The sequence below is a fragment of the Sphingomonas sp. Leaf23 genome (assembly GCF_001421585.1).
In the GTDB taxonomy this organism is placed as follows: Bacteria; Pseudomonadota; Alphaproteobacteria; order Sphingomonadales; family Sphingomonadaceae; genus Sphingomonas.
The window spans coordinates 656,836-677,394 of record NZ_LMKR01000003.1 but is presented as its reverse complement, the minus strand read 5'-3'; the positions used below and the strand labels follow the sequence as shown (position 1 = coordinate 677,394).

Annotated in this window: 18 protein-coding genes and 1 tRNA gene; 12 read left to right on the top strand and 7 right to left on the bottom strand. The window is 65.1% G+C overall.

Annotation, left to right across the window (positions count from 1 at the left end):
* Window positions 1-13: 13 nt before the first annotated feature.
* Window positions 14-949: an ACP S-malonyltransferase gene (gene fabD / locus ASE67_RS11545; RefSeq protein ID WP_055761665.1), complete on the bottom strand. Its 936-nt coding sequence runs from the start codon at window positions 947-949 to the stop codon at window positions 14-16.
* Between the two features lie 167 nt (window positions 950-1,116).
* Between fabD and ASE67_RS11540 the strand changes: the two genes are divergently transcribed.
* The 5 genes from ASE67_RS11540 to ASE67_RS11520 all read left to right on the top strand — a co-directional run bounded on the left by ASE67_RS11540 (window position 1,117) and on the right by ASE67_RS11520 (window position 3,323).
* A complete protein-coding gene (locus ASE67_RS11540) occupies window positions 1,117-1,494 on the top strand; it encodes an RcnB family protein (RefSeq protein WP_055761010.1) in 378 nt (125 codons plus the stop codon).
* Between the two features lie 149 nt (window positions 1,495-1,643).
* Window positions 1,644-2,060: a 30S ribosomal protein S6 gene (gene rpsF, locus ASE67_RS11535; protein WP_055761007.1), complete on the top strand. Its 417-nt coding sequence runs from the start codon at window positions 1,644-1,646 to the stop codon at window positions 2,058-2,060.
* A gap of 11 nt (window positions 2,061-2,071) precedes the next feature.
* Window positions 2,072-2,296, top strand: coding sequence for a 30S ribosomal protein S18 (gene rpsR / locus ASE67_RS11530; RefSeq protein ID WP_010543816.1), 225 nt, complete (start codon window positions 2,072-2,074; stop codon window positions 2,294-2,296).
* 12 nt (window positions 2,297-2,308) lie between these two features.
* The gene (gene rplI, locus ASE67_RS11525) at window positions 2,309-2,902 is read left to right on the top strand and encodes a 50S ribosomal protein L9 (RefSeq protein WP_055761004.1); all 594 of its coding nucleotides are present in this window, start codon (window positions 2,309-2,311) and stop codon (window positions 2,900-2,902) included.
* A gap of 346 nt (window positions 2,903-3,248) precedes the next feature.
* Window positions 3,249-3,323: transfer RNA gene (locus tag ASE67_RS11520), tRNA-Glu, on the top strand.
* Between the two features lie 10 nt (window positions 3,324-3,333).
* On the opposite strand, the gene ASE67_RS11515 is transcribed toward ASE67_RS11520, so the two are convergent.
* From ASE67_RS11515 to ASE67_RS18850, 4 genes are all read right to left on the bottom strand, one after another.
* Window positions 3,334-4,410 carry a tyrosine-type recombinase/integrase gene (locus ASE67_RS11515; RefSeq protein WP_055761001.1) on the bottom strand — a complete coding sequence of 359 codons (1,077 nt, stop codon included), beginning with the start codon at window positions 4,408-4,410 and terminating at the stop codon, window positions 3,334-3,336.
* Complete coding sequence (locus ASE67_RS11510; RefSeq protein ID WP_055760998.1) at window positions 4,407-4,652, bottom strand: hypothetical protein; 246 nt, start codon at window positions 4,650-4,652, stop codon at window positions 4,407-4,409. The genes ASE67_RS11515 and ASE67_RS11510 overlap by 4 nt, the downstream gene beginning before the upstream one ends.
* The gene (locus ASE67_RS11505; RefSeq protein ID WP_055760995.1) at window positions 4,642-7,326 is read right to left on the bottom strand and encodes a toprim domain-containing protein; all 2,685 of its coding nucleotides are present in this window, start codon (window positions 7,324-7,326) and stop codon (window positions 4,642-4,644) included. Before ASE67_RS11505 ends, ASE67_RS11510 begins: the two co-directional genes overlap by 11 nt.
* A gap of 107 nt (window positions 7,327-7,433) precedes the next feature.
* A complete protein-coding gene (locus ASE67_RS18850; RefSeq protein WP_443025577.1) occupies window positions 7,434-7,724 on the bottom strand; it encodes a transcriptional regulator in 291 nt (96 codons plus the stop codon).
* Window positions 7,725-7,982: 258 nt separating this feature from the next.
* Between ASE67_RS18850 and ASE67_RS11495 the strand changes: the two genes are divergently transcribed.
* The 4 genes from ASE67_RS11495 to ASE67_RS11480 all read left to right on the top strand — a co-directional run bounded on the left by ASE67_RS11495 (window position 7,983) and on the right by ASE67_RS11480 (window position 14,591).
* Window positions 7,983-8,645 carry an XRE family transcriptional regulator gene (locus tag ASE67_RS11495; RefSeq protein WP_055760990.1) on the top strand — a complete coding sequence of 221 codons (663 nt, stop codon included), beginning with the start codon at window positions 7,983-7,985 and terminating at the stop codon, window positions 8,643-8,645.
* A 222-nt stretch (window positions 8,646-8,867) separates the two neighbouring features.
* Complete coding sequence (locus ASE67_RS11490; protein ID WP_082457079.1) at window positions 8,868-9,629, top strand: ImuA family protein; 762 nt, start codon at window positions 8,868-8,870, stop codon at window positions 9,627-9,629.
* 112 nt (window positions 9,630-9,741) lie between these two features.
* A complete protein-coding gene (locus tag ASE67_RS11485; RefSeq protein ID WP_327196675.1) occupies window positions 9,742-11,328 on the top strand; it encodes a Y-family DNA polymerase in 1,587 nt (528 codons plus the stop codon).
* Window positions 11,328-14,591 carry an error-prone DNA polymerase gene (locus ASE67_RS11480; protein WP_055760983.1) on the top strand — a complete coding sequence of 1,088 codons (3,264 nt, stop codon included), beginning with the start codon at window positions 11,328-11,330 and terminating at the stop codon, window positions 14,589-14,591. The genes ASE67_RS11485 and ASE67_RS11480 overlap by 1 nt, the downstream gene beginning before the upstream one ends.
* Before the next feature lie 220 nt (window positions 14,592-14,811).
* On the opposite strand, the gene ASE67_RS18400 is transcribed toward ASE67_RS11480, so the two are convergent.
* Together ASE67_RS18400 and ASE67_RS11475 are read right to left on the bottom strand one after the other, a co-directional pair.
* Entirely contained in the window at window positions 14,812-15,207 is a 396-nt protein-coding gene (locus ASE67_RS18400) for a hypothetical protein (RefSeq protein WP_162236338.1), read from the bottom strand.
* Between the two features lie 79 nt (window positions 15,208-15,286).
* Window positions 15,287-16,327: a sigma-54-dependent Fis family transcriptional regulator gene (locus ASE67_RS11475; protein ID WP_055760980.1), complete on the bottom strand. Its 1,041-nt coding sequence runs from the start codon at window positions 16,325-16,327 to the stop codon at window positions 15,287-15,289.
* 185 nt (window positions 16,328-16,512) lie between these two features.
* Between ASE67_RS11475 and adh the strand changes: the two genes are divergently transcribed.
* The 3 genes from adh to ASE67_RS11460 all read left to right on the top strand — a co-directional run bounded on the left by adh (window position 16,513) and on the right by ASE67_RS11460 (window position 20,448).
* Entirely contained in the window at window positions 16,513-18,024 is a 1,512-nt protein-coding gene (adh, locus tag ASE67_RS11470; protein ID WP_055760976.1) for an aldehyde dehydrogenase, read from the top strand.
* 70 nt (window positions 18,025-18,094) lie between these two features.
* Window positions 18,095-19,129, top strand: coding sequence for a zinc-dependent alcohol dehydrogenase (locus ASE67_RS11465; protein ID WP_055760973.1), 1,035 nt, complete (start codon window positions 18,095-18,097; stop codon window positions 19,127-19,129).
* Between the two features lie 530 nt (window positions 19,130-19,659).
* Entirely contained in the window at window positions 19,660-20,448 is a 789-nt protein-coding gene (locus tag ASE67_RS11460; protein ID WP_082457076.1) for a class I SAM-dependent methyltransferase, read from the top strand.
* The last annotated feature ends 111 nt before the right edge of the window (window positions 20,449-20,559 follow it).

Below are 20,559 nucleotides of genomic sequence, written 5' to 3'. Positions count from 1 at the left end.
CCAAAAATCCGGCTCAGAGCCGCCCCACCAGCGCCTCGATATCGGCCATCGTCACCACGCTGGTCGCGGTCGCGTCCGGCGCGATGCGCTTGACCATCGCGCCAAGGACCTTGCCGCCCAGTTCCACGAAATCGCCGACGCCAGCATCCTGCATCGCCAGCACCGATTCCCGCCAGCGGACCATGCCGGTCACCTGCTCGACCAGCAGGCGGCGGATCGTTTCCGGATCGGCGACGGGTGCGGCGGTGACGTTGGCATAGACCGGCACGACCGGCGCCGAGAGCGCGACATCGGCGAGCGCCGCAGCCATCGCGTCGGCGGCGGGCTGCATCATCGGGCAGTGGAACGGCGCCGACACCGGCAGCACGACCGCGCGCTTGATTCCCATTTCCTTTGCCAGCGGCACGGCGCGATCGATCGCGGCCTTTGCGCCCGAGATCACGACCTGCGACGGATCATTGTCGTTGGCGACAGTGCAGACCTCGCTCTCGGCCGCTGCTTCGGCCAGCGCCTGCGCCTTGGCCAGATCGGCACCCAGCAACGCGGCCATCGCGCCCTCGCCCACCGGCACCGCCGCCTGCATCGCCTGCCCCCGCAGCTTTAGCAGCCGGGCGGCGGTCGACAGGTCGAGCGCATCCGCAGCACACAAGGCGGTATATTCGCCCAGCGAATGCCCCGCGACGAAATCCGCCTTGTCCGCCAGGCGGATACCGCCCTCGCGCTCCAGCACCCGGAGCGTCGCGATGGCATTCGCCATGATCGCGGGCTGGGCATTTTCGGTCAGCAGCAGATCGGCATCGGGGCCTTCGGTCATCAGGCGAAAGAGATTCTGCCCCAGCGCCTCGTCGACCTCCTGGAACACCTCACGGGCATAAGGGCTGGCGGCGGCGAGCGCGGCGCCCATGCCGACCGACTGGCTCCCCTGCCCCGGAAAGATGAATGCGCGCATCGCCGACGTCTCCTGCAAATCCAAGCCGCGCGGGGTAGTCCGTCGGCCAAGCTGAACGCAAGAGGGCGCATTGCGACATAATGTGACCATTTCGCAACGGGACTGACAAACCCCGGTTACAGCCCCTCCCCATCTTGGCTCCAACAGCAAATCGAAGGAGACCGAAGATGAAGAAGCTGATCCTCGCCGCGATGACCGCCTCGTTGCTCGCGACCCCGATGGCCGCGTCGGCGCAGAGCCGCACCGTCATCAAGGAGCGCCCCGGCCGGACGGTCGTGGTCGAAAAGAACCGCTTTGGCCAGAATGTCCGCAAGACCGTCGTCCGCCAGCAGCCGGCACGCTATGCCAAGTGGCAGCGCGGCCAGCGGTTCGACCGCAACCGGGCGCAGAATTATCGCCAGATCGACTATCGCGCCTATCGCCAGCGCGGCGTCTACGCTCCCCCGCGCGGCTACCAGTGGGTGCAGTCGGGCAACGACGCGGTGCTGGTGGCGATCGCCAGCGGGCTGATCGGCGCAGTGATCGGCGGCGCGATCGCCAACTGACCTTGCTTTCGCGCCCGATTCGGGTAAGGGGAGCGCATCCGGGGTGGCGGGCATGTCCTGCCGCCCCGGACTGCATTTGAAGACGACAGCCGGAGGGGCGACCGCGATGGGCGCGGCGTCAGCGATCGGCCAACAGACGAGAAAGAACCATGGCTCTCTACGAGCACGTGTTCCTTGCGCGCCAGGATCTGGCACAGGCGCAGGTGGACGCGCTGGCGGAAACCGCCACGAAGATCGTTCAGGATATGAACGGCAAGGTCGTGAAGACCGAAACCTGGGGCCTGCGCAGCCTCGCCTATCGCATCGCGAAGAACCGCAAGGCGCATTACGTCATGCTCGAAATCGACGCGCCGGGTGACGTCGTGGCCGAGCTGGAGCGCCAGACGCAGATCAACGAAGACGTGATCCGCTTCATGACCGTCAAGGTTGACGGCCACGAGGAAGGTCCGACCGTGATGATGCGCAAGAGCGAGCGTTCGGAGCGTGGCGACCGTCGTGGTGGCCGTGATCGTGACGACCGTGGTCCGCGCCGTGAGCGCGAGCCGTCGGCCGAAGTCGAAGCGTAAGGAGCAGCACCATGGCACGTCCGTTTTTCCGCCGCCGCAAGAGCTGCCCCTTCTCCGCCAAGGACGCTCCCCGGATCGATTACAAAGACGTTCGTCTGTTGCAGGGCTTCGTGTCCGAACGCGGCAAGATCGTCCCGTCGCGCATCACTTCGGTGAGCGCCAAGAAGCAGCGCGAACTGGCCCAGGCCATCAAGCGCGCCCGCCATCTGGGCCTGCTGCCCTACATCGTTAAGTAAGGAGCGCCCGACATGGACGTCATTCTGCTGGAACGCGTCGAGAAGCTCGGCGCCATCGGCGACGTGGTGAAGGTAAAGGACGGCTTCGCCCGTAACTTCCTGCTGCCGCGCAAGAAGGCGCTGCGCGCCAACGAAGCCAACAAGAAGGTGTTCGAAGCGAACCGCGAGCGGATCGTCGCCGACAACGCCGCCCGTCGCACCGACGCGGAAGCCGAAGCCAAGACGCTGGAAGGCGTTTCGGTCACGCTGATCCGTCAGGCATCGAACACCGGTCAGCTGTACGGTTCGGTCGCGGTTCGCGATCTGGTCGACGCGCTGGTCGCCGACGGCCACAAGGTCGACAAGTCGCAGGTTGCCCTCGACCGTCCGATCAAGGCAATCGGCCTGCACGACGTGAAGGTCGCGCTGCACCCGGAAGTGTCGGTTGCCGTCAAGGTGAACGTAGCCCGTTCGCCGGAAGAAGCCGAAATGCAGGCGCAGGGCGTCGACGTCATGGCGTCGATGTTCGAGCGTGACGACGCCGGCTTCACCGAGGATTACGATCCCAACGCCGAGCCGGGCGAAATCGCCCGCGACGACGCGAACACGGAAGAAGCGCAGGACTAAGCCCCGACGCGTTCGACCAATAGAAAAGGCCGCCGGAGCGATCCAGCGGCCTTTTTCTTTGCCTTTCGCACGAAAGCGCGACGGCGGTCAGGGACAGGCCACGCAGGCGCCGATCACGGCAGCGAGCGGGATCAGCGAGAGGATAACGGGAACGGCCTTGGCCATGGGAAGCGCCTTGCGGTGAATGGTTCAGCCGGATCAAAGCGCGATCGATCGAAAGGTTTCGCTGGGATGAACAGTATACGTATCAAATCAAAACTCTCCTGCCGGTGATTTCGTCGGTCAGGGTACCGCTCGCCGCTTGACGGCACCGGCATTGCGGCGTACGAGCGCCCCTCCCGCAAACGGCCCCTTCGTCTAGCGGTTAGGACGTCGCCCTCTCACGGCGAAAACACGAGTTCGATTCTCGTAGGGGTCACCAAGCGCAGAAATCAGCCATTTTCCGAACGTCGCTTGAGGGGAGTTGCCCCCGCCATCGGAATGATTTTGCCCCCGGTCACTCGTTCGGCGGCTCCGCGGGCGATCATGAGCGCTCTGGCTCGCTTCCCATAATGTCGCACCATTTCGCTCGACATGCCGAGAATGCTTCCTGCTTCCGTGTCGCTGAGCCCCAATTCGAGAAGGTAGCAGCAGGCATTTTTCCGAAGCCCGTGAAACGAGAAGGTGGAGTCGGCTGCAATCAGTTCGCGGGCCACAAGGTCCGCATGGACTTCGCGTACCGCGCGACTGGCCATCAGGTCTCGAAGTCGGGCTTGGATCGCTCCGGTTGTCTGAAACGGGGAACCGCTGCGCTCGTAAAGAAGCGTGACGGACCTACGCGGCAGCTGCTGGAGCTCGTCGAGCCAGAACCCGTGCATTGGAATAGCAACGAGCTTTCCCGTCTTCTGCTGGTTCAGCTCCATGATGCCGCTATCGATCCATCCATACTGCATCCGAATGCAGTCGCTGACCCGCTGACCTGAACATAGGCCGGTCACGATCGCGAGGCGGGTCATGGGTGTCGCTTCTTCTAAAGCAACCCGAAGCAAATCGGCCGGCCATGGCTCGTGCTCGCCCAACGGAAGCATTTTAATCCCCGAAGCAGGGTTTGTGGCGCGCTGGTCGAGACGGGTGGCATAGCTCATGAGGGAACGAAACACGCTTAACCAAGCGTTCGCCTTGCCCGGAAGATCAGCCATTTTGTCACGCATCAGGTAGACATGGGCCGGCCGAACGCCCGCTACGCTGCGATGGCCATGCTCCAACATGATCATATCCAGATAGCGGGCTTGGTTGGTGCGAGTCGTTGATCCGAGCGCACGAAATTCCGGACTGGCGCGAAAGGCTTGAACCAGCGCCGACATGCTTCCTGCCGCTGGCCGCGGTCGATCGGTATCCGGTGTCGAAAGACGAGCATATTCAGCGGCAAAGTCGGGACCGTCGATCGCCGGTAGTCGGATGTACGTATCTTTCCCGGCGACCTTGCGCCGGAAATACAGCAAGCCTTTGCGTTCGGTGACATTCTTCAACGTAAGTCGTCCCAACTGTCATCTCCGCCGTTTCCTTGCGGAAGCTGCGTGATAGCGAACTGCTTGGCAATCAGGCGGTCGAGCTGGATCCGTGCCCAAAGCACGTTCGATCCCTCGCGTACGCCACATGTGCCAAAGCGGTTAAGGAAGGTGGTCTTGGACACGCCCATGTAGGTCGCGGCGACGTCAGCGGTCATCCGCGCGGGCCAGTCGGGCAAAATGCGAAGGCGGTCAGCGTTCATGGGCACTCCCCTTCCCCGCCTGTTCGAAGCACCAGCAATGCAGGATGCGGTCGGCGCGCGAGTTCACGGTCTTGGCGCCGACGAACTTGCGGATGCGCGATGTCTTGAGGTGGCGCTTGAGCTCGAGCATCGGCGGCAGCGGTAGCCGCCGCTCGCCGCAGATCTGCTCGAACTGGGTAAGGTTGACCGCGATCACATCCGGGTTGCGGCTGTGGTCGATCGGACTGCTGAAGCCGGGCGGCTCGCAGCCCTGGATGTAGTCGAACCGTTCCCAGAACAGCTCGACCATCGGATGATCGCCCGCGATCGCCCGCTGCCGCTCGAGCAGCATCCGCTCGATGAGGTGCCGCGCGGCCTGGTGGTCGCGCGACTGAATCGGCACGACGGTCGCCAGGGCGTCGAGCATGCCGACGAGCTGGGCATGGTTCTTGGCCAAGCGGCCGTTGCGAACCTCAGGCTGCGCCAGCATCACCTTTTCGGCCGCGTGGAAGCTCTGCCGGTAGACCTTGAGCAGCTCGACCTCGCGCCGGGCGACATGGACGATGAACCCGGAGACGTCCTCGATCGGCATCCGCGCGAGCGTCTCGGCCGCCGCCTTGGTGTTCGGCCCCCAACCGGTCTTGTCGAACTCCATGTGCATGATCCGCTCGAGGATGGCGGGGGACGCGTTGACCGGATCGTTCTGCTCGATGACGATCGCGCCGCGGAACGGCGGCTCGAAGGTCTCCATGCCGCCATTGGCGACGCCCCGGGCGCGGACCGAGCGGCCGTTATAGGCGGTCTTTAGCTCGTCCCATTCGAACCGCTTGGCGTGCGGGGTGGTGGCGTCGCGGTCCCCCTCCATCAGCACGACCGGCATGTTGGAGACCTTGCCGAGGATCCGCGCCATCGCGGCGGTGGTGGTCTTGGCCGGGTCGTTCCCTTCGAACCCGGCGCGGCCGTACAGTTTCCACAAGAACTCGATCAGCGTCGATTTTCCTGACCCCGGAATACCGGTGATCTCGAGGAAGGCGAGGCTCTGCTGCTCGGCGCGGATCTGCTCGGCGAACAGTGCCCCGAACCAGAAGGCAAGCGTGACGAGGCCTTTAGGGCCGTAGGCGGTGATGAGCGGCTCGACCCATTGGGTGTTGAGCTGGTCCGGATCGTAGCGGATGTGGCGCAGCAGCTGCTCGTTCGAGCGCAGCTTCACCGCGTGGCGGCCGAACTCGAAATAGTCGTCCTCGTTGCGGGTAACGACCCGTCCGCTGGCAACGCCGATGTCACCGAAGACGTACGCGCCATGCTCGGCCGAGTAGCCGGTGAAGTGGATCGCCTCGACGGTCTGGATGCCCGCCAGCTGGCGCTGCATGATCCGGTCGAGCTGCTGGGTCGTGCCGGTCCAGATGCCGCCCGGAGCGAGGCTGATGAGCCGCTTCTTGAACTCGGCACCGGCGGCGAGCGCCGCGCCGGAGAAGGTGCCCTTGATGCGGTTCTGGCGGACGGGGAAGTCGACGCGAAGATAGTAGCAGCTGTCGTCGGTGGCCTCGTCGCGCTGATAGTAAAGTGCCCGGAAGGTGCAGTTGGCGATCTCGCGGACCAGCCCTGCTTCACGGGCTGCCAGCTCACGCTTGGCTTCGGGGTCGAGGTCACGGACCTGCGGGTTGTCGGCATAGGAGGCAATGGTCTCGGCAATGCGCGCGGCATCGAAGCTTGCCCAGAACTGCCGCGTCTCGAAGGTGAACGGAAAGCTCGCCCAACCCTCACGGCACCAGATCAGATGCGCCTTGTCGATGGCGGTACCGGCGATGAGGATGTCGCCATTCCAGCGGTAGGTGTCGAGCTTGTCGGCGCCCAACCTGTCGCGTAGCGCGAGGTCGTTCCAGTCGAGCTTGCCACCCTCGCCTTCCGCCACCGGCTGCGCCGCGCCACATTCCCAACCCTCGAGCCGGGCCTGTGCCACGAAGCGGCGGGTGTACTCGGCCCCCGCCTTGCCGACATCGAACGCCCAGATGAGCTTGGGCCGCAGGTTCGGGGTCGGCCCGTTAGCGATCGCCTTGCGCAGCTCGGCCAGCGCCAGCGCCGGGTAGTTGTAGCAGCTCATCGCCGAGACAGCGGTCACACCGGTATTGTTCAGCGCGATCGCGTCGAAGATGCCTTCGCAGATCCATATCTCGAGCGCGCCAGCGAGCTTGGGCATCGTTTGCCATGGTGGTGCCCACCAGTGACCCGCATAGCTCTTGCCGGGCGCGAAGCGGGCCTTGCGGTCGAAGCGCGAGGGCTGGTCGATGAGCCGCTCCCACCATCCGCCGCCCGGCAGCGCGAAGCGCACCGTGGCCGAACCGATGTCGCCCTGGCGAAAATACTCCTGCGTGTAGGCATCGCGGATGCCAAGCAGCGACAGGCCACGGCCGTGCTGCAGATAGGCGTCGGCCGCCGCCGTCGGATTGTTGTCGCTGGCCTGATAGCGGTTGGACCAATGGTCGAAGAGCTCAGGGTAGTGGTCCTTTACGTGAACCTCCCATCCGCAGCGCTCCAAACGCCCGCACTTCAACAGCCATGGCTTCTCGGCTTTCGCGTAGACCTCACGCTTCGAGCATTCCGGGCAGCGGCCCTTCTGCAGCCACGCACCATTGGTGACGAAGCCGAACTCGGCCATCAGCCTGGTGGTGACATCGGACAGCAGATCGGGGCGCATGGGATCCTGCTACCGGGTGGCTGGGAATGGGGAAGGTCGGAAGAGCGGGAGGCGGTAGAGCAGCAATGCGACCGGCACCGCCGGTCGGTCGTCAGAGGTTCAGCGGATCAGTCCCGCCGATGGCAGGGACAGCAGCAGTTATCGTTGGCGGTATGCGGGCGATAGAAAACACCGCCCGGATTACATGCGACGGCGCCCGGCACAGCCGCTACCACCGCCCCTGCCGCACCATCGCGGGGATAGATGTCGGGCCGCAGCAGATGACGCGAGACACCGGTACGCGCCTCGATCGCCAGCACCCGGGCGGCAGGCGCCTGCTTGTGCTTGTGGATCCAGCGAAACACCGAAGGCTGGCTGACGTCGCATACGGCGGCGATCTTGTTCTGGCCGCCGGCGATGCGAACCGCCTCCAGCAGCGCTTCGTGCGGGGTGAGGTGNGTGCTTGTGGATCCAACGGAACACCGAAGGCTGGCTGACGTCGCATACGGCGGCGATCTTGTTCTGGCCGCCGGCGATGCGAACCGCCTCCAGCAGCGCTTCGTGCGGGGTGAGGTGACCGGAGTCGGGAGGTAGCGTCTGCATAGGCGTACTATTAGCCACAGGAATACATTGGTCAATAGCCGCTATGCAGTAGCGCGCCATAACTGGAGTGATAGATGGACGGGATGACGCTCGCAACTCGCCTGAAGGCCCGCATGGACGAAGTCGGCATGTCGCAGGCCGAACTGGCGCGGCGGCTTGGCCTTGCTCAGCCCACCATCGCCAAGCTTGTATCCGGCGCTTCGCAGCGGACTTCGCACCTCCACCGTATCGCCCGTGAGCTGAGCACCACGCCGGCCTATCTCATCGGCGAGACCGAGGACCCGTCCGAGGGCGCCGTGCCGCTGCCGACGCTTGAAACGGTGCTTGAGCAGTTCGGGCAGGTGTTCGTGCCCCTGATGGACCTCAGCGAGCTCGTCGGCGGCCCCAGCACCACCGCCACTCCGCGGTTCGAGCCGTTCCGGCGCGAGCGGATCGAGCCGATGATCCGCGGTCGCTTCGACCAGGTCTTTGCCTTCGAGATGCAGGGCGACGTCATGGAGCCGACGCTGCGCCATGGCACGCTGTGCCTCGTCGACCGGGCCCAGGACCGGATCGCAATGCAGGACGAGATCTACGTCGTTGCCGTCCAGGGCATGATCGCGGTCAAGCGCGTCCGTGCCAAACCCGATGGGAGCTTCGTGCTGATGGCGGACAACCGGGCCATTCCCGATGATCATGCTGGCAAGGACGAACTGGACGTTGTCGGGCGGGTCGTGTGGAGGGCTGACGTCTTATAAGAAACGTTCCAGCTGCTTAACGGGCCGGCGCTCTTGCTGAACCCTGCAGTCACCCAACGCCACTTTCTGGTGGGTTGGACGCAGCGAGGCTAGGCGCTGGTGACCCTATCGACCGTTCGTCACTCCTTCGTCCCATTTTTGACCGTACGTTACCGATCTCGATGACTTGACCCGACAACGGAATGAAGAGAACATATAGCGAACAGATGAGTCGCAGCAGCCATGTCCGCAACAGCCCCTTCAGCCCAGATACTGGCGCGTCTGCGTGATGCGATTGGGGACGTGCGGGTTGGTCAAACGGATGTGCTGCCGTTCGATATCGATCCACTCGACGCGCGACTGACGGACGGCGGCATTGCACTGAACGGGTTGCACGAAGTGACATCGACTACCCCGACGCTGACCGACGACGCCGCTGCAACGCTTTTCGCTGTCGGCGTCGCGGCACGCGCAGCCGCACGTAGCGGGAGGCGCGTGCTGTGGGCGCTGACGCGGTTCGATCTGTATGCTCCAGGCCTTGAACAGGCCGGGCTGAACCCTGCGACCCTACTCTTCGCCGAGGTCCGTGAGGACAAGGACGTTCTGGCGGTGATGGAGGACGGCCTTCGCCACGGCGGACTGGCTGCGGTTGTCGGCGAAGTGAAGCGCGCCGACATGGTCGCGACGCGGCGGCTGCAACTGGCGGCGGTGACCGGCAACACGCCGGCCTTGCTGTCGCGGCGGTGGCGGCGTCAGGGCGTATGTCCGCTCACTGAACTGTCGGCCGCGATGACCCGGTGGCGGATTGCCAGCGCGCCGTCCACCCGACTGCCGGCTCCCGGCGTCGGCCGTGCGCGCTGGATGGTCGAGCTGGCCCGCCAGCGTGGCGGCCCGGGTTTCACGATGGAATTGGAGGCGTGCGATGACACGGGTCGCCTCGCTCTACCTGCCGCATCTCGCGATCGAGCGACTGCGGCGGCTGGAGCGACCGCGCGCGCTGCCTGAACCACAGGTCGCGCCGGAGCTTCCGATCGACGACGACCCCGGTGCCTGTTCGGTCCCGCGGGGCGGCGGATGGCGTCCTGGTGCCCGCTGGGCGCAGGAAACGTCACGTGCGGTGATCGAACAGCAGGTGGCCGCACTACCGCTCCATCAGCGACCGCAGATGCGCGAACTGGGCCGGCGTTCCGAGGCTGCGGAGCATCCGTTCAAGCGACCTTCCCCAAATGGCATCCGCAATGCGCCACCGCCGCCCGCTGTCACGCATGACGTACCGCTAATCCTCAGCGAACAGATTGGTCACCGGCAGGTGATCGCAGCAGCCTGTCCGGCAGCACTTGCATTGGGCCTGACCCCGGGCATGGCAGTGACGCAGGCCCGCGCCCTTATTCCCGATCTCGACATTCGTCCTGGCGATCCGGATGCGGATCTGGCGCTGCTGGATGATCTGGCGCACCATGCCGTGCGGCACTGGACGCCGATCGCGGCGGTCAGCGGACCGGACGGCCTGTGGTTGGACCTGACCGGTGCCGCGCATCTTCATGGTGGCGAAGCACGCTTCTGCCAGCGGCTGGTTCGGTTCTGCCGACGCTTCGGTCTGACCGGGCGGGTCGCGGTAGCGGGAACACCTGGAGCCGCGCATGCCCTTGCGCGGTTCGGAAGCGATGCTGTCGCCGTGATTCCAAACGGACAGGAAGCGCAGGCATTGGCGTCACTACCGCCAGTTGCCCTACGTCTGACGCCCGAAGCAGTAACGGCGGCCAACCGCTTCGGCCTCGACCGCATCGCCGACCTGCTGCCGCTGCCGCGCGGCCCGTTGGCCCGGCGATTGGGCATCTCAAGCGTGCGCCGCCTGGATGAGGCGCTGGGTCGCGTACCCGAACCGTTCGCTCCGGTGGTGCCGGAAGAAGTACCTGCAACGCGCCGTTGCCTCCTCGAACCGGTCGGCACGGCGGACGCGATCGAACAGGTGATCGGCGATCTGCTCGCTGATATCGTCCGTCAGCTTCGGGAGCAGGGACGCGGCGCACGTGCGCTTGTCCTCACCATCGAGCGGATCGACGGCAGCGAACAGCGCCTCTCCGTAGGCACCGCGCGCGCGACGCGCGATGCGACCCACCTTGCCCGGCTCTTCCACCTGCGAATCGAACGGATCGATCCGGGCGACGGTATCGAGGCGATGCGTCTCTTCGCACCGCGTACCGATCCACTCGGTGCGACTGCGCTGGCGGTGAACCTCGCCGGCGATGATGCCGTGCCCGATGTCGCGATGCTGGTCGACCAGATCGCCGGACGGGTCGGCGAGGCTGCGGTTTTCACACTAGCACCGATCGAAAGCGACGTACCCGAGCGGGCCGTGCGTCGGGTATCGCCGCTCGATGTACCGCACGGCTGGCCCGCGTGGCGGCGGCCCGTGAGACTGCTGGCGCGTCCCGAGCCACTCATTGGTGTCCTGGCCCTACTGCCTGACGCGCCACCGCGCCGGTTCACATGGCGTGGCAAGGTTCACGCGGTTGTAGCCGGGGATGGGCCCGAACGCATTCATGGCGAATGGTGGCGGCGCGACGGGGAGGTCTGGGCGGTCCGCGACTATTTCCAGGTCGAGGACGATAGCGGCGCCCGCTTCTGGCTGTTCCGCCGAGGCGACGGCGTCGATCAGGCGACCGGCGATCTCAGCTGGTATCTGCACGGGATGTTCGGCTGATGGCGACCTATGTCGAACTGCAGGTGACCAGCCACTTCTCGTTCCTGCGCGGCGCATCCAGCCCAGACGAACTGTTCGCCGCAGCCTCATTGCAGGGGCACAGCGCACTGGGTGTCGCCGACCGAGGCAGCGTCGCCGGCTTGGTACGGGCATGGGAAGCGCAGAAGGCGACCGGTGTTCGTCTGATACCTGGCGCACGGGTCGATCTGACCGATGGCCGGGCGCTGCTTCTGTACCCGACCGACAAGGCTGCGTGGTCCCGGTTGACCCGGTTACTGACACTTGGGAAATCACGCGCCGGTAAGGGCGGCTGTACGCTGGGTTGGTCTGACGTCGTCGCCTGGAACGAGGGGCTGATCGCGATCCTGCTGCCGTTCGAACCCGACGCAGGGACAGCTGATCATCTGATCGAACTGAGCGCGACGTTCGCCGATCGCGGCTATCTGGGCTTGACGTTCCGCCGGCGTCCGGACGATGCGTTGCGTCTCCACGAGCTTTCGGCACAGGCAAAGACGGCGCATGTGGCGACCGTCGCTGTTGGCGACATCCTGTATCATGCGCCGGAAGCACGGCTGCTGCAGGACGTCGTCACCGCCATTCGCGAAAAATGTACCGTCGATACGCTCGGCTTTCGCCGCGAACGCCATGCCGACCGGCATTTGAAATCGCCCGACGAGATGGAACGCCGGTTCGCGGCCTTTCCCGACGCAATCCATGCCACCGCCGAAATTGCCGCGCGCTGCACCTTCGATCTGGGTCAGCTCAGCTACCAGTATCCCCATGAGCGCGTCGTCGATGGGCTGACCGCCCAGGGGGCCCTCGAACAGCTGACGCAGACGGCGGTCGAACGAATGTTCCCCGACGGGGTGCCGGACGCATATCGCCAGCAGATCGGCCACGAACTGACGCTGATCGGCGAGTTGGGCTATGCGCCGTACTTCCTGACGGTGAACAGCATCGTCGCTGAGAGCCGACGGCGGGGCATCCTATGCCAAGGACGCGGATCTGCCGCCAACAGCTGCGTCTGCTTCGTCCTTGGGATCACCAGCATCGATCCGATAAAACACGAACTGCTGTTCGAACGGTTCGTGTCCGGCGAGCGCCGCGAACCGCCCGATATCGACGTCGACTTCGAGCATGAGCGGCGTGAAGAGATTATCCAGTGGATATATGAAACGTACGGTCGCAATCATTCCGCGCTGACGGCCGTTGTCACCCGCTACCGGGCACGTGGCGCGGTGCGCGAGGTCGGCAAGGCGCTCGGCCTGCCCGAAGACCTGACCAAGGCGCTGGCTGGCCTCATCTGGGGATGGAGTCAGGAAGGCGTCGGCGAGAAGCAGGTCAACCAACTCGGCTTGAACATGAACGACCGGCGCCTGCGGTTGGCGCTCGAACTGGCCCGACAGCTGATCGGTGTGCCGCGCCATCTTTCGCAGCATCCGGGAGGCTTCGTCCTGACGCACGATCGTCTCGACGATCTCGTACCCATCGAACCCGCCGCGATGGTCGACCGGCAGGTGATCGAATGGGACAAGGACGACATCGATGCGCTGAAGTTTATGAAGGTCGATGTCCTCGGCCTCGGCATGCTTGGCTGCATGAACCGCGCGTTCAACATGCTGGAAGAGGCGAAAGGCGTCCGTATCGGCATGGCTGACCTGCAGGACGACGATCCGGACGTCTATGCCATGATCCAGAAGGCCGACACCCTCGGCACCTTCCAGATTGAGAGCCGGGCGCAGATGTCGATGCTGCCGCGCATGAAGCCAGCCCGCTTCTACGATCTCGTCATCGAAGTGGCGATCGTGCGGCCGGGTCCCATTCAGGGCGACATGGTCCACCCCTATCTGCGCCGCCGCGAGGGACGCGAGAAGCCGGACTATCCGCGTCCCGAACTGCGCGCCGTGCTCGAGAAGACGCTCGGCGTGCCGCTGTTCCAGGAACAGGCGATGAAGGTCGCCATCGTCGGCGCAGGGTTCACGCCGGTCGAGGCCGACCAGTTGCGCCGCGCGATGGCCACCTTCAAATTCACCGGCGGTGTCAGCCACTTCTACGACAAGCTGGTCGAGGGGATGGTGTCGCGCGGCTATCCCCGCGACTTCGCCGAGCGCACCTTCAAGCAGATTGAGGGGTTCGGCTCGTACGGCTTCCCCGAGAGCCACGCCGCCAGCTTTGCCAAGATTGCATATGCTTCCTGCTGGATGAAGCACCATCATCCCGAGGTTTTCTGCGCGGCATTGCTCAACGCCCAACCGATGGGATTCTACGCTCCGGCACAGATCGTTCGAGACGCGCGCGAACACGGCGTCGAGGTTCGGCCCGCCTGCATCAACGCCAGTCGTTGGGACTGTACGCTGGAATCGTCGCGTGGGCGATACCTTGCCGTCCGGCTGGGACTGCGGCAGGTGCGCGGCCTGGCCAATGCCCACGGGGCGGCGATCGTCGCCGCACGGGGGGACGCACCTTTTGGTTCGGTTGAGGAGGTTTGGCGTCGTGCCGGCGTTCCGAGGGCCGCGATCGAACGGCTGGCCGAAGCGGATGCCTTCCATGCGTTGGGCGAGGACCGGCGTCAGGGGCTATGGAAGGTGAAGGGGCTGAGCGAGGCTCCCCTGCCCCTATTCGCTGCCGCCGATACTCGGACGGCCTCGTTCAGCCCGGAGGGACTAGAGCCCGACGTGTCGCTTCGCCCGCTGACTGAGGGCCGCGAAGTGGTGGAAGATTACCGCGCGCTGGAACTTTCGCTGCGGGCGCACCCCCTTACCTTCCTGCGCCGAGACCTGACCCGGCGCGGCATCGTTCGCTGCGCCGATCTAGCCCACATCAAGGATGGGCGCCGTGTAGAGGTCGCGGGCATCATTCTGGTCCGACAGAAGCCCGGCAGCGCCAAGGGCGTCCTCTTCATCACCATCGAGGACGAAACCGGCATCGGTAACGGCATCCTGTGGCCTGATCGTTTTGAAGCACAGCGCCGCACCGTCATGTCGGCCGCCATGATCGGAATGAAGGGTCGGGTTCAACGCGAGGGGCTAGTGACGCACGTCATTTGCGACCGGATCATCGACTATGGCGGGCTTCTTGCTCAGGTCGGGCAGATGGACTTTCCACACGCCACCGGACGCGGCGACGGCGCTCGCCATGCCGGGTCGCCCGACCGGGGCGATGCCGGCTGGCGGCCTGGTCCGCGCGACAGCTACTGGCCACCGCACGACAACGGCTTAGATCCTGAGCAGGTAGTGCGGATCAAATCGCGCGACTTCCATTGATCGGTCATGCGTCATCAGCGGATTATCATCGACTTGTCACTTCACATCCTGCGCGCAGCCGCCGCTAGATCGGGCAAGGGAAAGGTCGACACTATCGAAGTGCGGCTCGCACTACGGTGCCTGATCGCGCATTGCCCGGAACGGTGGCCGCTAGACATGTTCTGGAGTTCTGCCAGCACCGATCACGATATCGGTCGCGCCCAGGGTTGCACGGCTGCGCTCAATGGCATCGTTCGGCAACTCTCCTTCTTCGGATCACATTCGGAATGACCCACAAGTGGCCATGTGCGGGCTCCCTCCCCCGTCCCAATTTCCGCCATTTGTTCATCGCGGAAGCAGCAGTCGCCCGGCGATCGCTTGAAATAAACGATTTGCGCTGAATGGAGGTTGGAAGCGGACGCCGCAGACGCCTACCTTGCGCAATAGTCCTCCAAGGGTAACCGCTCCGCGACCAGCGCACAGAAGCGCGGCGCGGGGCGATCGGGCAAGGCGCGTGCTCGCACAGCGCCAGCCGACGACGATGCTCCTGCAGCAAGCGGATCAGGTCGATTTCCTGGATGATGTGCCAACGCCGCGCGAACGGCACGACGCTGCCTTGAAGCAGGTTGCGATTCATGACGAGTCTTCTCCTTCGCCCCCCTGGTGACGAAGAGACGCGGCCTCCGCATTGACGATGGTTAAAGCGCCGTGCCGCCTCAGCGCTGGTGGGCAAGATGCCGGTGGATGGTGCTGCGGTGGACGCCCAGTTGCCGCGCCGCCGCCGAGACATTGCCGTCATGCACCGCCAGCGCCGCGTCGATCGCCTCTGCCCGGTCATCGGCCAATGGGCGAACGGTCGGGGGCATTTCGACGCCGCCGCCCCGCCCTTCGGCATCCCAGCCGCCAATCAGTGTCGCGCCGTTGGCCAGGCGCAATCGGCCCCGCGCCGCCTGCCCCCGAATGTCGACCAGTTCGCCGAGTGCCGCATCGTCCAGCGCGTCCCAGCTGCGCCCGACCAGCGAAAGTCCGCGCCGGTTGGCGGCGAGCAGCCGGTCGTTGCGGAAAACCAATATCCCCTCGCGCGCGGTGCCCAGCATCGCCGCATCGTCATGCATCCGCAGCACGCGGCAATCGACAAACCGGTCGCGGAACAGCCGATGCTCGATCTGGTCGACCGCCAGCCGGATCAGCCCCAGCGCATGGCCATGGCCGCGCGCCGATGGCCCCGAAATGTCGAGCGCCCCGACGATTGCGCCACGCGGATCGAGGATCGGCGTCGCCGCACAGCTTAAAACCGCGTGTTCAGCGAAGAAATGCTCGGGGCCATGGACGGCGATCGGACGACGCTCGGCAATCGCGGTGCCGATCGCGTTGGTGCCGGTGCTCGCCTCGGTCCAGGAGACGCCGGGCCGGAGCGCCACCTGCGCCGCGCGTGACAGGAAGCCGGTGTCGCCGATCGTGTCGAGGATCATGCCGTCCGCATCGGCCAGAATTACGACGCTGCCCGTATCGCGCGCCTCCCCCGCCAGCATTTCCAGCTCGGGACGGCACAGGCGGCGCAGCGACTCGCGACGCTGGCGCAGCGTATTCAACTCGCTTTCGCTCAGCGGCCCGTCACCACGCGGCCGCCCCTGTGCCAGCCCCATGTCGGTGCAGCGCAGCCAAGAGCGCAGCACCGGCTGGCGCACGCTTTCCAGCGGCAACTGCCCCTCGTTGAAATAGGCTCGCCGCCCTTGCTCTATCCCGGCGCCGTCCATCGCCGCACCCTCTCCTATTGTCGCAATTTGCGACACTGGCGCAGCTTTGGCGTCGCGCCGTGCGACACATGCTACGCCTCGATTCCGGAAAGTCCATCACTTCGCCCGCACTTCGTCGCGGATCACCTTGTCGCGAGGCCCGCACAGGCAGAGCCTTGGCCCATAACAGACCAAGGAGAGAGTGTGTGACGATCCAGGAAGCCATCAAGGCCCGCACCGCGCCGTTCAAACAGCGCTATCCCAACTTCATCGGCGGCCGCTGGGTCGATCCGGTCGAAGGGCGCTGGTTCGACAACCGATCGCCGATCGACGGGCAGGTAATCTGTCAGGTCGCGCGCAGCCAGGCCGCCGATGTCGAACTCGCGCTCGACGCCGCGCACAAGGCCAAGGATGGCTGGGTCCGCACCAGCGTCGCCGAACGTGCGCTGATCCTCCACCGCATCGCCGACCGGATGGAGGAGAATCTGTCGCTGCTCGCCACCGCCGAGACCTGGGACAATGGCAAGCCGATCCGCGAGACGACCGCCGCCGACCTGCCGCTGGCGATCGACCATTTCCGTTACTTCGCGGGCTGCATCCGCGCACAGGAAGGCGGCATTTCGGAGATCGACCACGACACCGTCGCCTATCACTTCCATGAGCCGCTGGGTGTCGTCGGCCAGATCATCCCGTGGAACTTCCCGCTGCTGATGGCCTGCTGGAAACTCGCGCCTGCACTGGCGGCGGGCAATTGCGTGGTGCTCAAACCCGCCGAGCAAACCCCCGCCTCGATCATGGTGTTGGCGGAACTGATCGCCGACCTGCTGCCCGAGGGCGTGCTGAACATCGTCAACGGATACGGCGTCGAGGCGGGCAAGCCGCTGGCGCAGAGTCCGCGCATCGCCAAGATCGCCTTTACCGGCGAGACCGGCACCGGCCAACTTATCATGTCCTATGCCGCCGAAAACCTGATCCCTGTCACGCTGGAGCTGGGTGGCAAAAGCCCCAACATTTTCTTTGCCGATGTCGCCGCCGAGGATGACGACTATCTCGACAAGGCGATCGAGGGGTTTGCGATGTTCGCGCTTAACCAGGGGGAGGTCTGCACCTGCCCCAGCCGGGCCCTCGTCCACGAATCCATCTACGACCGCTTCATGGAAAAGGCGGTCGCGCGGGTCGAGGCGATGATCCAGGGCGATCCGCTCGACCCCGCCACCATGGTCGGCGCGCAGGCCTCGCAGGAGCAGATGGACAAGATCCTCGGCTATCTCGACATCGGCCGTGACGAAGGGGCCAAGGTGCTGACCGGCGGCGCGCGCAACCGGCCCCAGGGACTGGAGGGCTATTACGTCAAGCCGACCGTGCTCAGCGGCCACAACAAGATGCGCGTCTTCCAGGAAGAGATTTTCGGCCCCGTCGTCTCGGTTGCGACCTTCAAGGACGATGAGGAGGCGCTGCGCATCGCCAACGACACGCTTTACGGCCTGGGTGCGGGCGTGTGGACCCGCGACGGCACCCGCGCTTACCGCATGGGCCGTGCGATTCAGGCGGGGCGGGTGTGGACCAACTGCTACCACGCCTATCCGGCGCATGCGGCGTTCGGCGGCTACAAGCGCTCTGGCATCGGGCGTGAGACGCACCGGATGATGCTGGATCACTATCAGCAGACCAAGAACCTGCTCGTCAGCTACTCGGCCAAGAAGCTCGGCTTCTTTTGATACCCGTCCAAGGCAGGGGTCGGCGGGTGCGCCCATCCCTGCCTCATCATCATCCAACAGGAGAAACACCATGGCGAAGACGATGAAGGCCGCCGTCGTGCGCGCGTTCGGCCAACCCCTGACGATCGATGAAGTCCCCGTGCCGGAGGTCGGCGACGGCCTCATCCAGGTCGCGATCCAGGCATCCGGCGTGTGCCACACCGACCTGCATGCCGCCGAAGGCGACTGGCCGGTCAAGCCCAACCCGCCCTTCATTCCGGGTCATGAGGGCGTCGGCTATGTCTCGGCGGTCGGCAAGGGCGTCAAGCACATCAAGGAAGGCGACCGGGTGGGCGTACCCTGGCTCTACACCGCCTGCGGCCACTGCGTGCATTGCTTGGGCGGGTGGGAGACTTTGTGCGAGAGCCAGCTCAACACCGGCTATTCGGTCAATGGCGGCTTTGCAGATTATGTCATCGCCGACCCGCATTTCGTCGGCCATCTGCCCGCCAATATCGGCTTCACCGAGATCGCGCCCGTGCTGTGCGCCGGGGTGACGGTCTACAAGGGGTTGAAGATGACCGATACCAAACCGGGCGACACGGTGGTCATTTCCGGCATCGGCGGGCTTGGCCATATGGCGGTGCAATATGCAGTCGCTATGGGCCTGAATGTCGCGGCGGTGGATGTCGACGACGCCAAGCTGGACCTCGCACGGCGGCTGGGCGCGAAGGTCACCGTCAATGCGCGGACCGAGGCGGACCCGGCGGCGGCGATCAAGCGCGAGACCGGCGGCGGCGCGCAGGGTGCGCTCGTCACGGCGGTCAGCGAAAAGGCGTTTGCGCAGGCCGTGGGCATGATGGCGCGGGGCGGCACCGTCGCGCTCAACGGCCTGCCGCCGGGTGACTTTCCGCTCAACATCTTCGGGCTGGTGCTGAACGGCATCACCGTGCGCGGATCGATCGTCGGCACCCGGCTGGACCTTCAGGAGTCGCTCGACTTCGCAGCCGACGGCAAGGTCAAGGCGACCGTCGCCACCGCCCCGCTCGCCAAGGTAAATCAAGTGTTCGACCGAATGCGCCGGGGCCAGATCGAGGGTCGCATCGTCCTAGACCTGACGGCCTGAAATCGCGGCGGGCGGCGGCTCCGCCCCCGCCCGCCAGCGTTGAAGAATCAATAACCGACCGTATCGCCTGTGCCGCCCTTCGTTCGCGGATCACTGACTCCGACCTGATCCACACCGGCGAGACGGTGGCAGCCCTGGCTTCAACGGATCGGGCTATCTCACGATAGTGCCACAGGTGCCGGCCGGCCGCATCATGCGGCCGCATACCGAGGAGGCAGCCGTTTCCGTGTCAACCGGTGGACTGGTGTGTCGACAGGTTCCGAATTAGACAGCGCACTGTCGGCCGATTTTACCAGAAGCCGCCCTGGCGCCCTCGCGGCGAACGGCCGACTTCGGCCAGGAGCTGCCCCGCCCTTTGCCTCGGCGAGGACCCACTACCGGACGTTCAGGCCCCCTTTCCTGCTCCGCAGCTTCGGACACTCGTTCATCGCATCAAGAAGTAGGTCTGCCATTCCGCGTCGTGTCCGTGATTGTCCGAACCCGCGGGAAGTTTGGCTTGGCACGCGCGCGACCATCTGTATCATGTGACAATGTCTCACTCACGTCGGCACTCCCCGCCCAACCCGGCCAATGCCCCCAGCGCCCGCTTCTTCGGCGACATCGGCATAACTCCCGGTGCCCGGGTGCTGGATGTCGGTTGCGGCAATGGTGACCTCAGTCGGTTTGTGGCTGGGCTTGCCGGGCCAGACGGCGAGGTCGTGGCGATTGACCGTAGCGAACAGGCACTGGCGGCTGCGCGAGCAACCGACGCGGACTTGGGTATCGCGCACATCCAGTACCGCGTGGTCGATCTTTCGAATGACTTGCCCGATCTCGGACGTTTTGACGCGATCGTCGCCCGTCGCGTTCTGATGTACCTACCGGATGCCGCCAAGACATTGGAGCGGCTAGCGGCGATAGCCAATCCTAATGCCGTCTTGGCATTTCAGGAACATGCACGCACCGCCCTTCCCGCAGGACTTGGGGACCTTGCGTTGCACCGCCAGCTTTATGACTGGAACTGGAGCACAGTTGCAGCAGAAGGAGGCGATGTGGGGTTGGCGCTCCGGCTCGCCGAACTGATGCAGCACTTGGGGCTTTCGGTCGAAGAGGCGCGCGGCGAAGCCATCCTGCTCAATCCCAACCAGCCTTCCTTCCTCCCGACACTCATGCAGGCGATGCTGCCGCGAATAATCGAGCGGGGCATCGCCACCGTGGAGCAGATCGACCCCGACACGCTGGCAGAGCGGATCGAGGCAGAGCATCGCGCTGCGGGTGGTGCGATCGTTTGGGACCTCGCCTTCTTGGTCGCGGCTCGCGCCCACCCGGTCGCTCGCTGAAAGGTCCGCAGATAGGCGGCTGGGAGCGAATTGAACGAGGAAAGGCTGCCGCGCGACCTACCCGGCAGACTTGCGGCCGCGAGGACCCATTTGCGGACGGTTTGGGCGAGT

Excerpts from the sequence above, each read along its gene's own strand:
- rpsF (WP_055761007.1), top strand. The coding sequence starts at position 1,644 with ATGGCTCTCTACGAGCACGTGTTCCTTGCGCGCCAGGATCTGGCACAG.
- ASE67_RS11505 (WP_055760995.1), bottom strand. The coding sequence starts at position 7,326 with ATGCGCCCCGATCTGCTGTCCGATGTCACCACCAGGCTGATGGCCGAG.
- fabD (WP_055761665.1), bottom strand. The coding sequence starts at position 949 with ATGCGCGCATTCATCTTTCCGGGGCAGGGGAGCCAGTCGGTCGGCATG.
- ASE67_RS11475 (WP_055760980.1), bottom strand. The coding sequence starts at position 16,327 with ATGGACGGCGCCGGGATAGAGCAAGGGCGGCGAGCCTATTTCAACGAG.
- rplI (WP_055761004.1), top strand. The coding sequence starts at position 2,309 with ATGGACGTCATTCTGCTGGAACGCGTCGAGAAGCTCGGCGCCATCGGC.
- ASE67_RS11510 (WP_055760998.1), bottom strand. The coding sequence starts at position 4,652 with ATGAACGCTGACCGCCTTCGCATTTTGCCCGACTGGCCCGCGCGGATG.
- ASE67_RS11460 (WP_082457076.1), top strand. The coding sequence starts at position 19,660 with ATGTCTCACTCACGTCGGCACTCCCCGCCCAACCCGGCCAATGCCCCC.
- ASE67_RS11465 (WP_055760973.1), top strand. The coding sequence starts at position 18,095 with ATGGCGAAGACGATGAAGGCCGCCGTCGTGCGCGCGTTCGGCCAACCC.
- rpsR (WP_010543816.1), top strand. The coding sequence starts at position 2,072 with ATGGCACGTCCGTTTTTCCGCCGCCGCAAGAGCTGCCCCTTCTCCGCC.
- ASE67_RS11495 (WP_055760990.1), top strand. The coding sequence starts at position 7,983 with ATGGACGGGATGACGCTCGCAACTCGCCTGAAGGCCCGCATGGACGAA.
- ASE67_RS18400 (WP_162236338.1), bottom strand. The coding sequence starts at position 15,207 with ATGAATCGCAACCTGCTTCAAGGCAGCGTCGTGCCGTTCGCGCGGCGT.
- ASE67_RS11540 (WP_055761010.1), top strand. The coding sequence starts at position 1,117 with ATGAAGAAGCTGATCCTCGCCGCGATGACCGCCTCGTTGCTCGCGACC.
- ASE67_RS11480 (WP_055760983.1), top strand. The coding sequence starts at position 11,328 with ATGGCGACCTATGTCGAACTGCAGGTGACCAGCCACTTCTCGTTCCTG.
- ASE67_RS11490 (WP_082457079.1), top strand. The coding sequence starts at position 8,868 with ATGTCCGCAACAGCCCCTTCAGCCCAGATACTGGCGCGTCTGCGTGAT.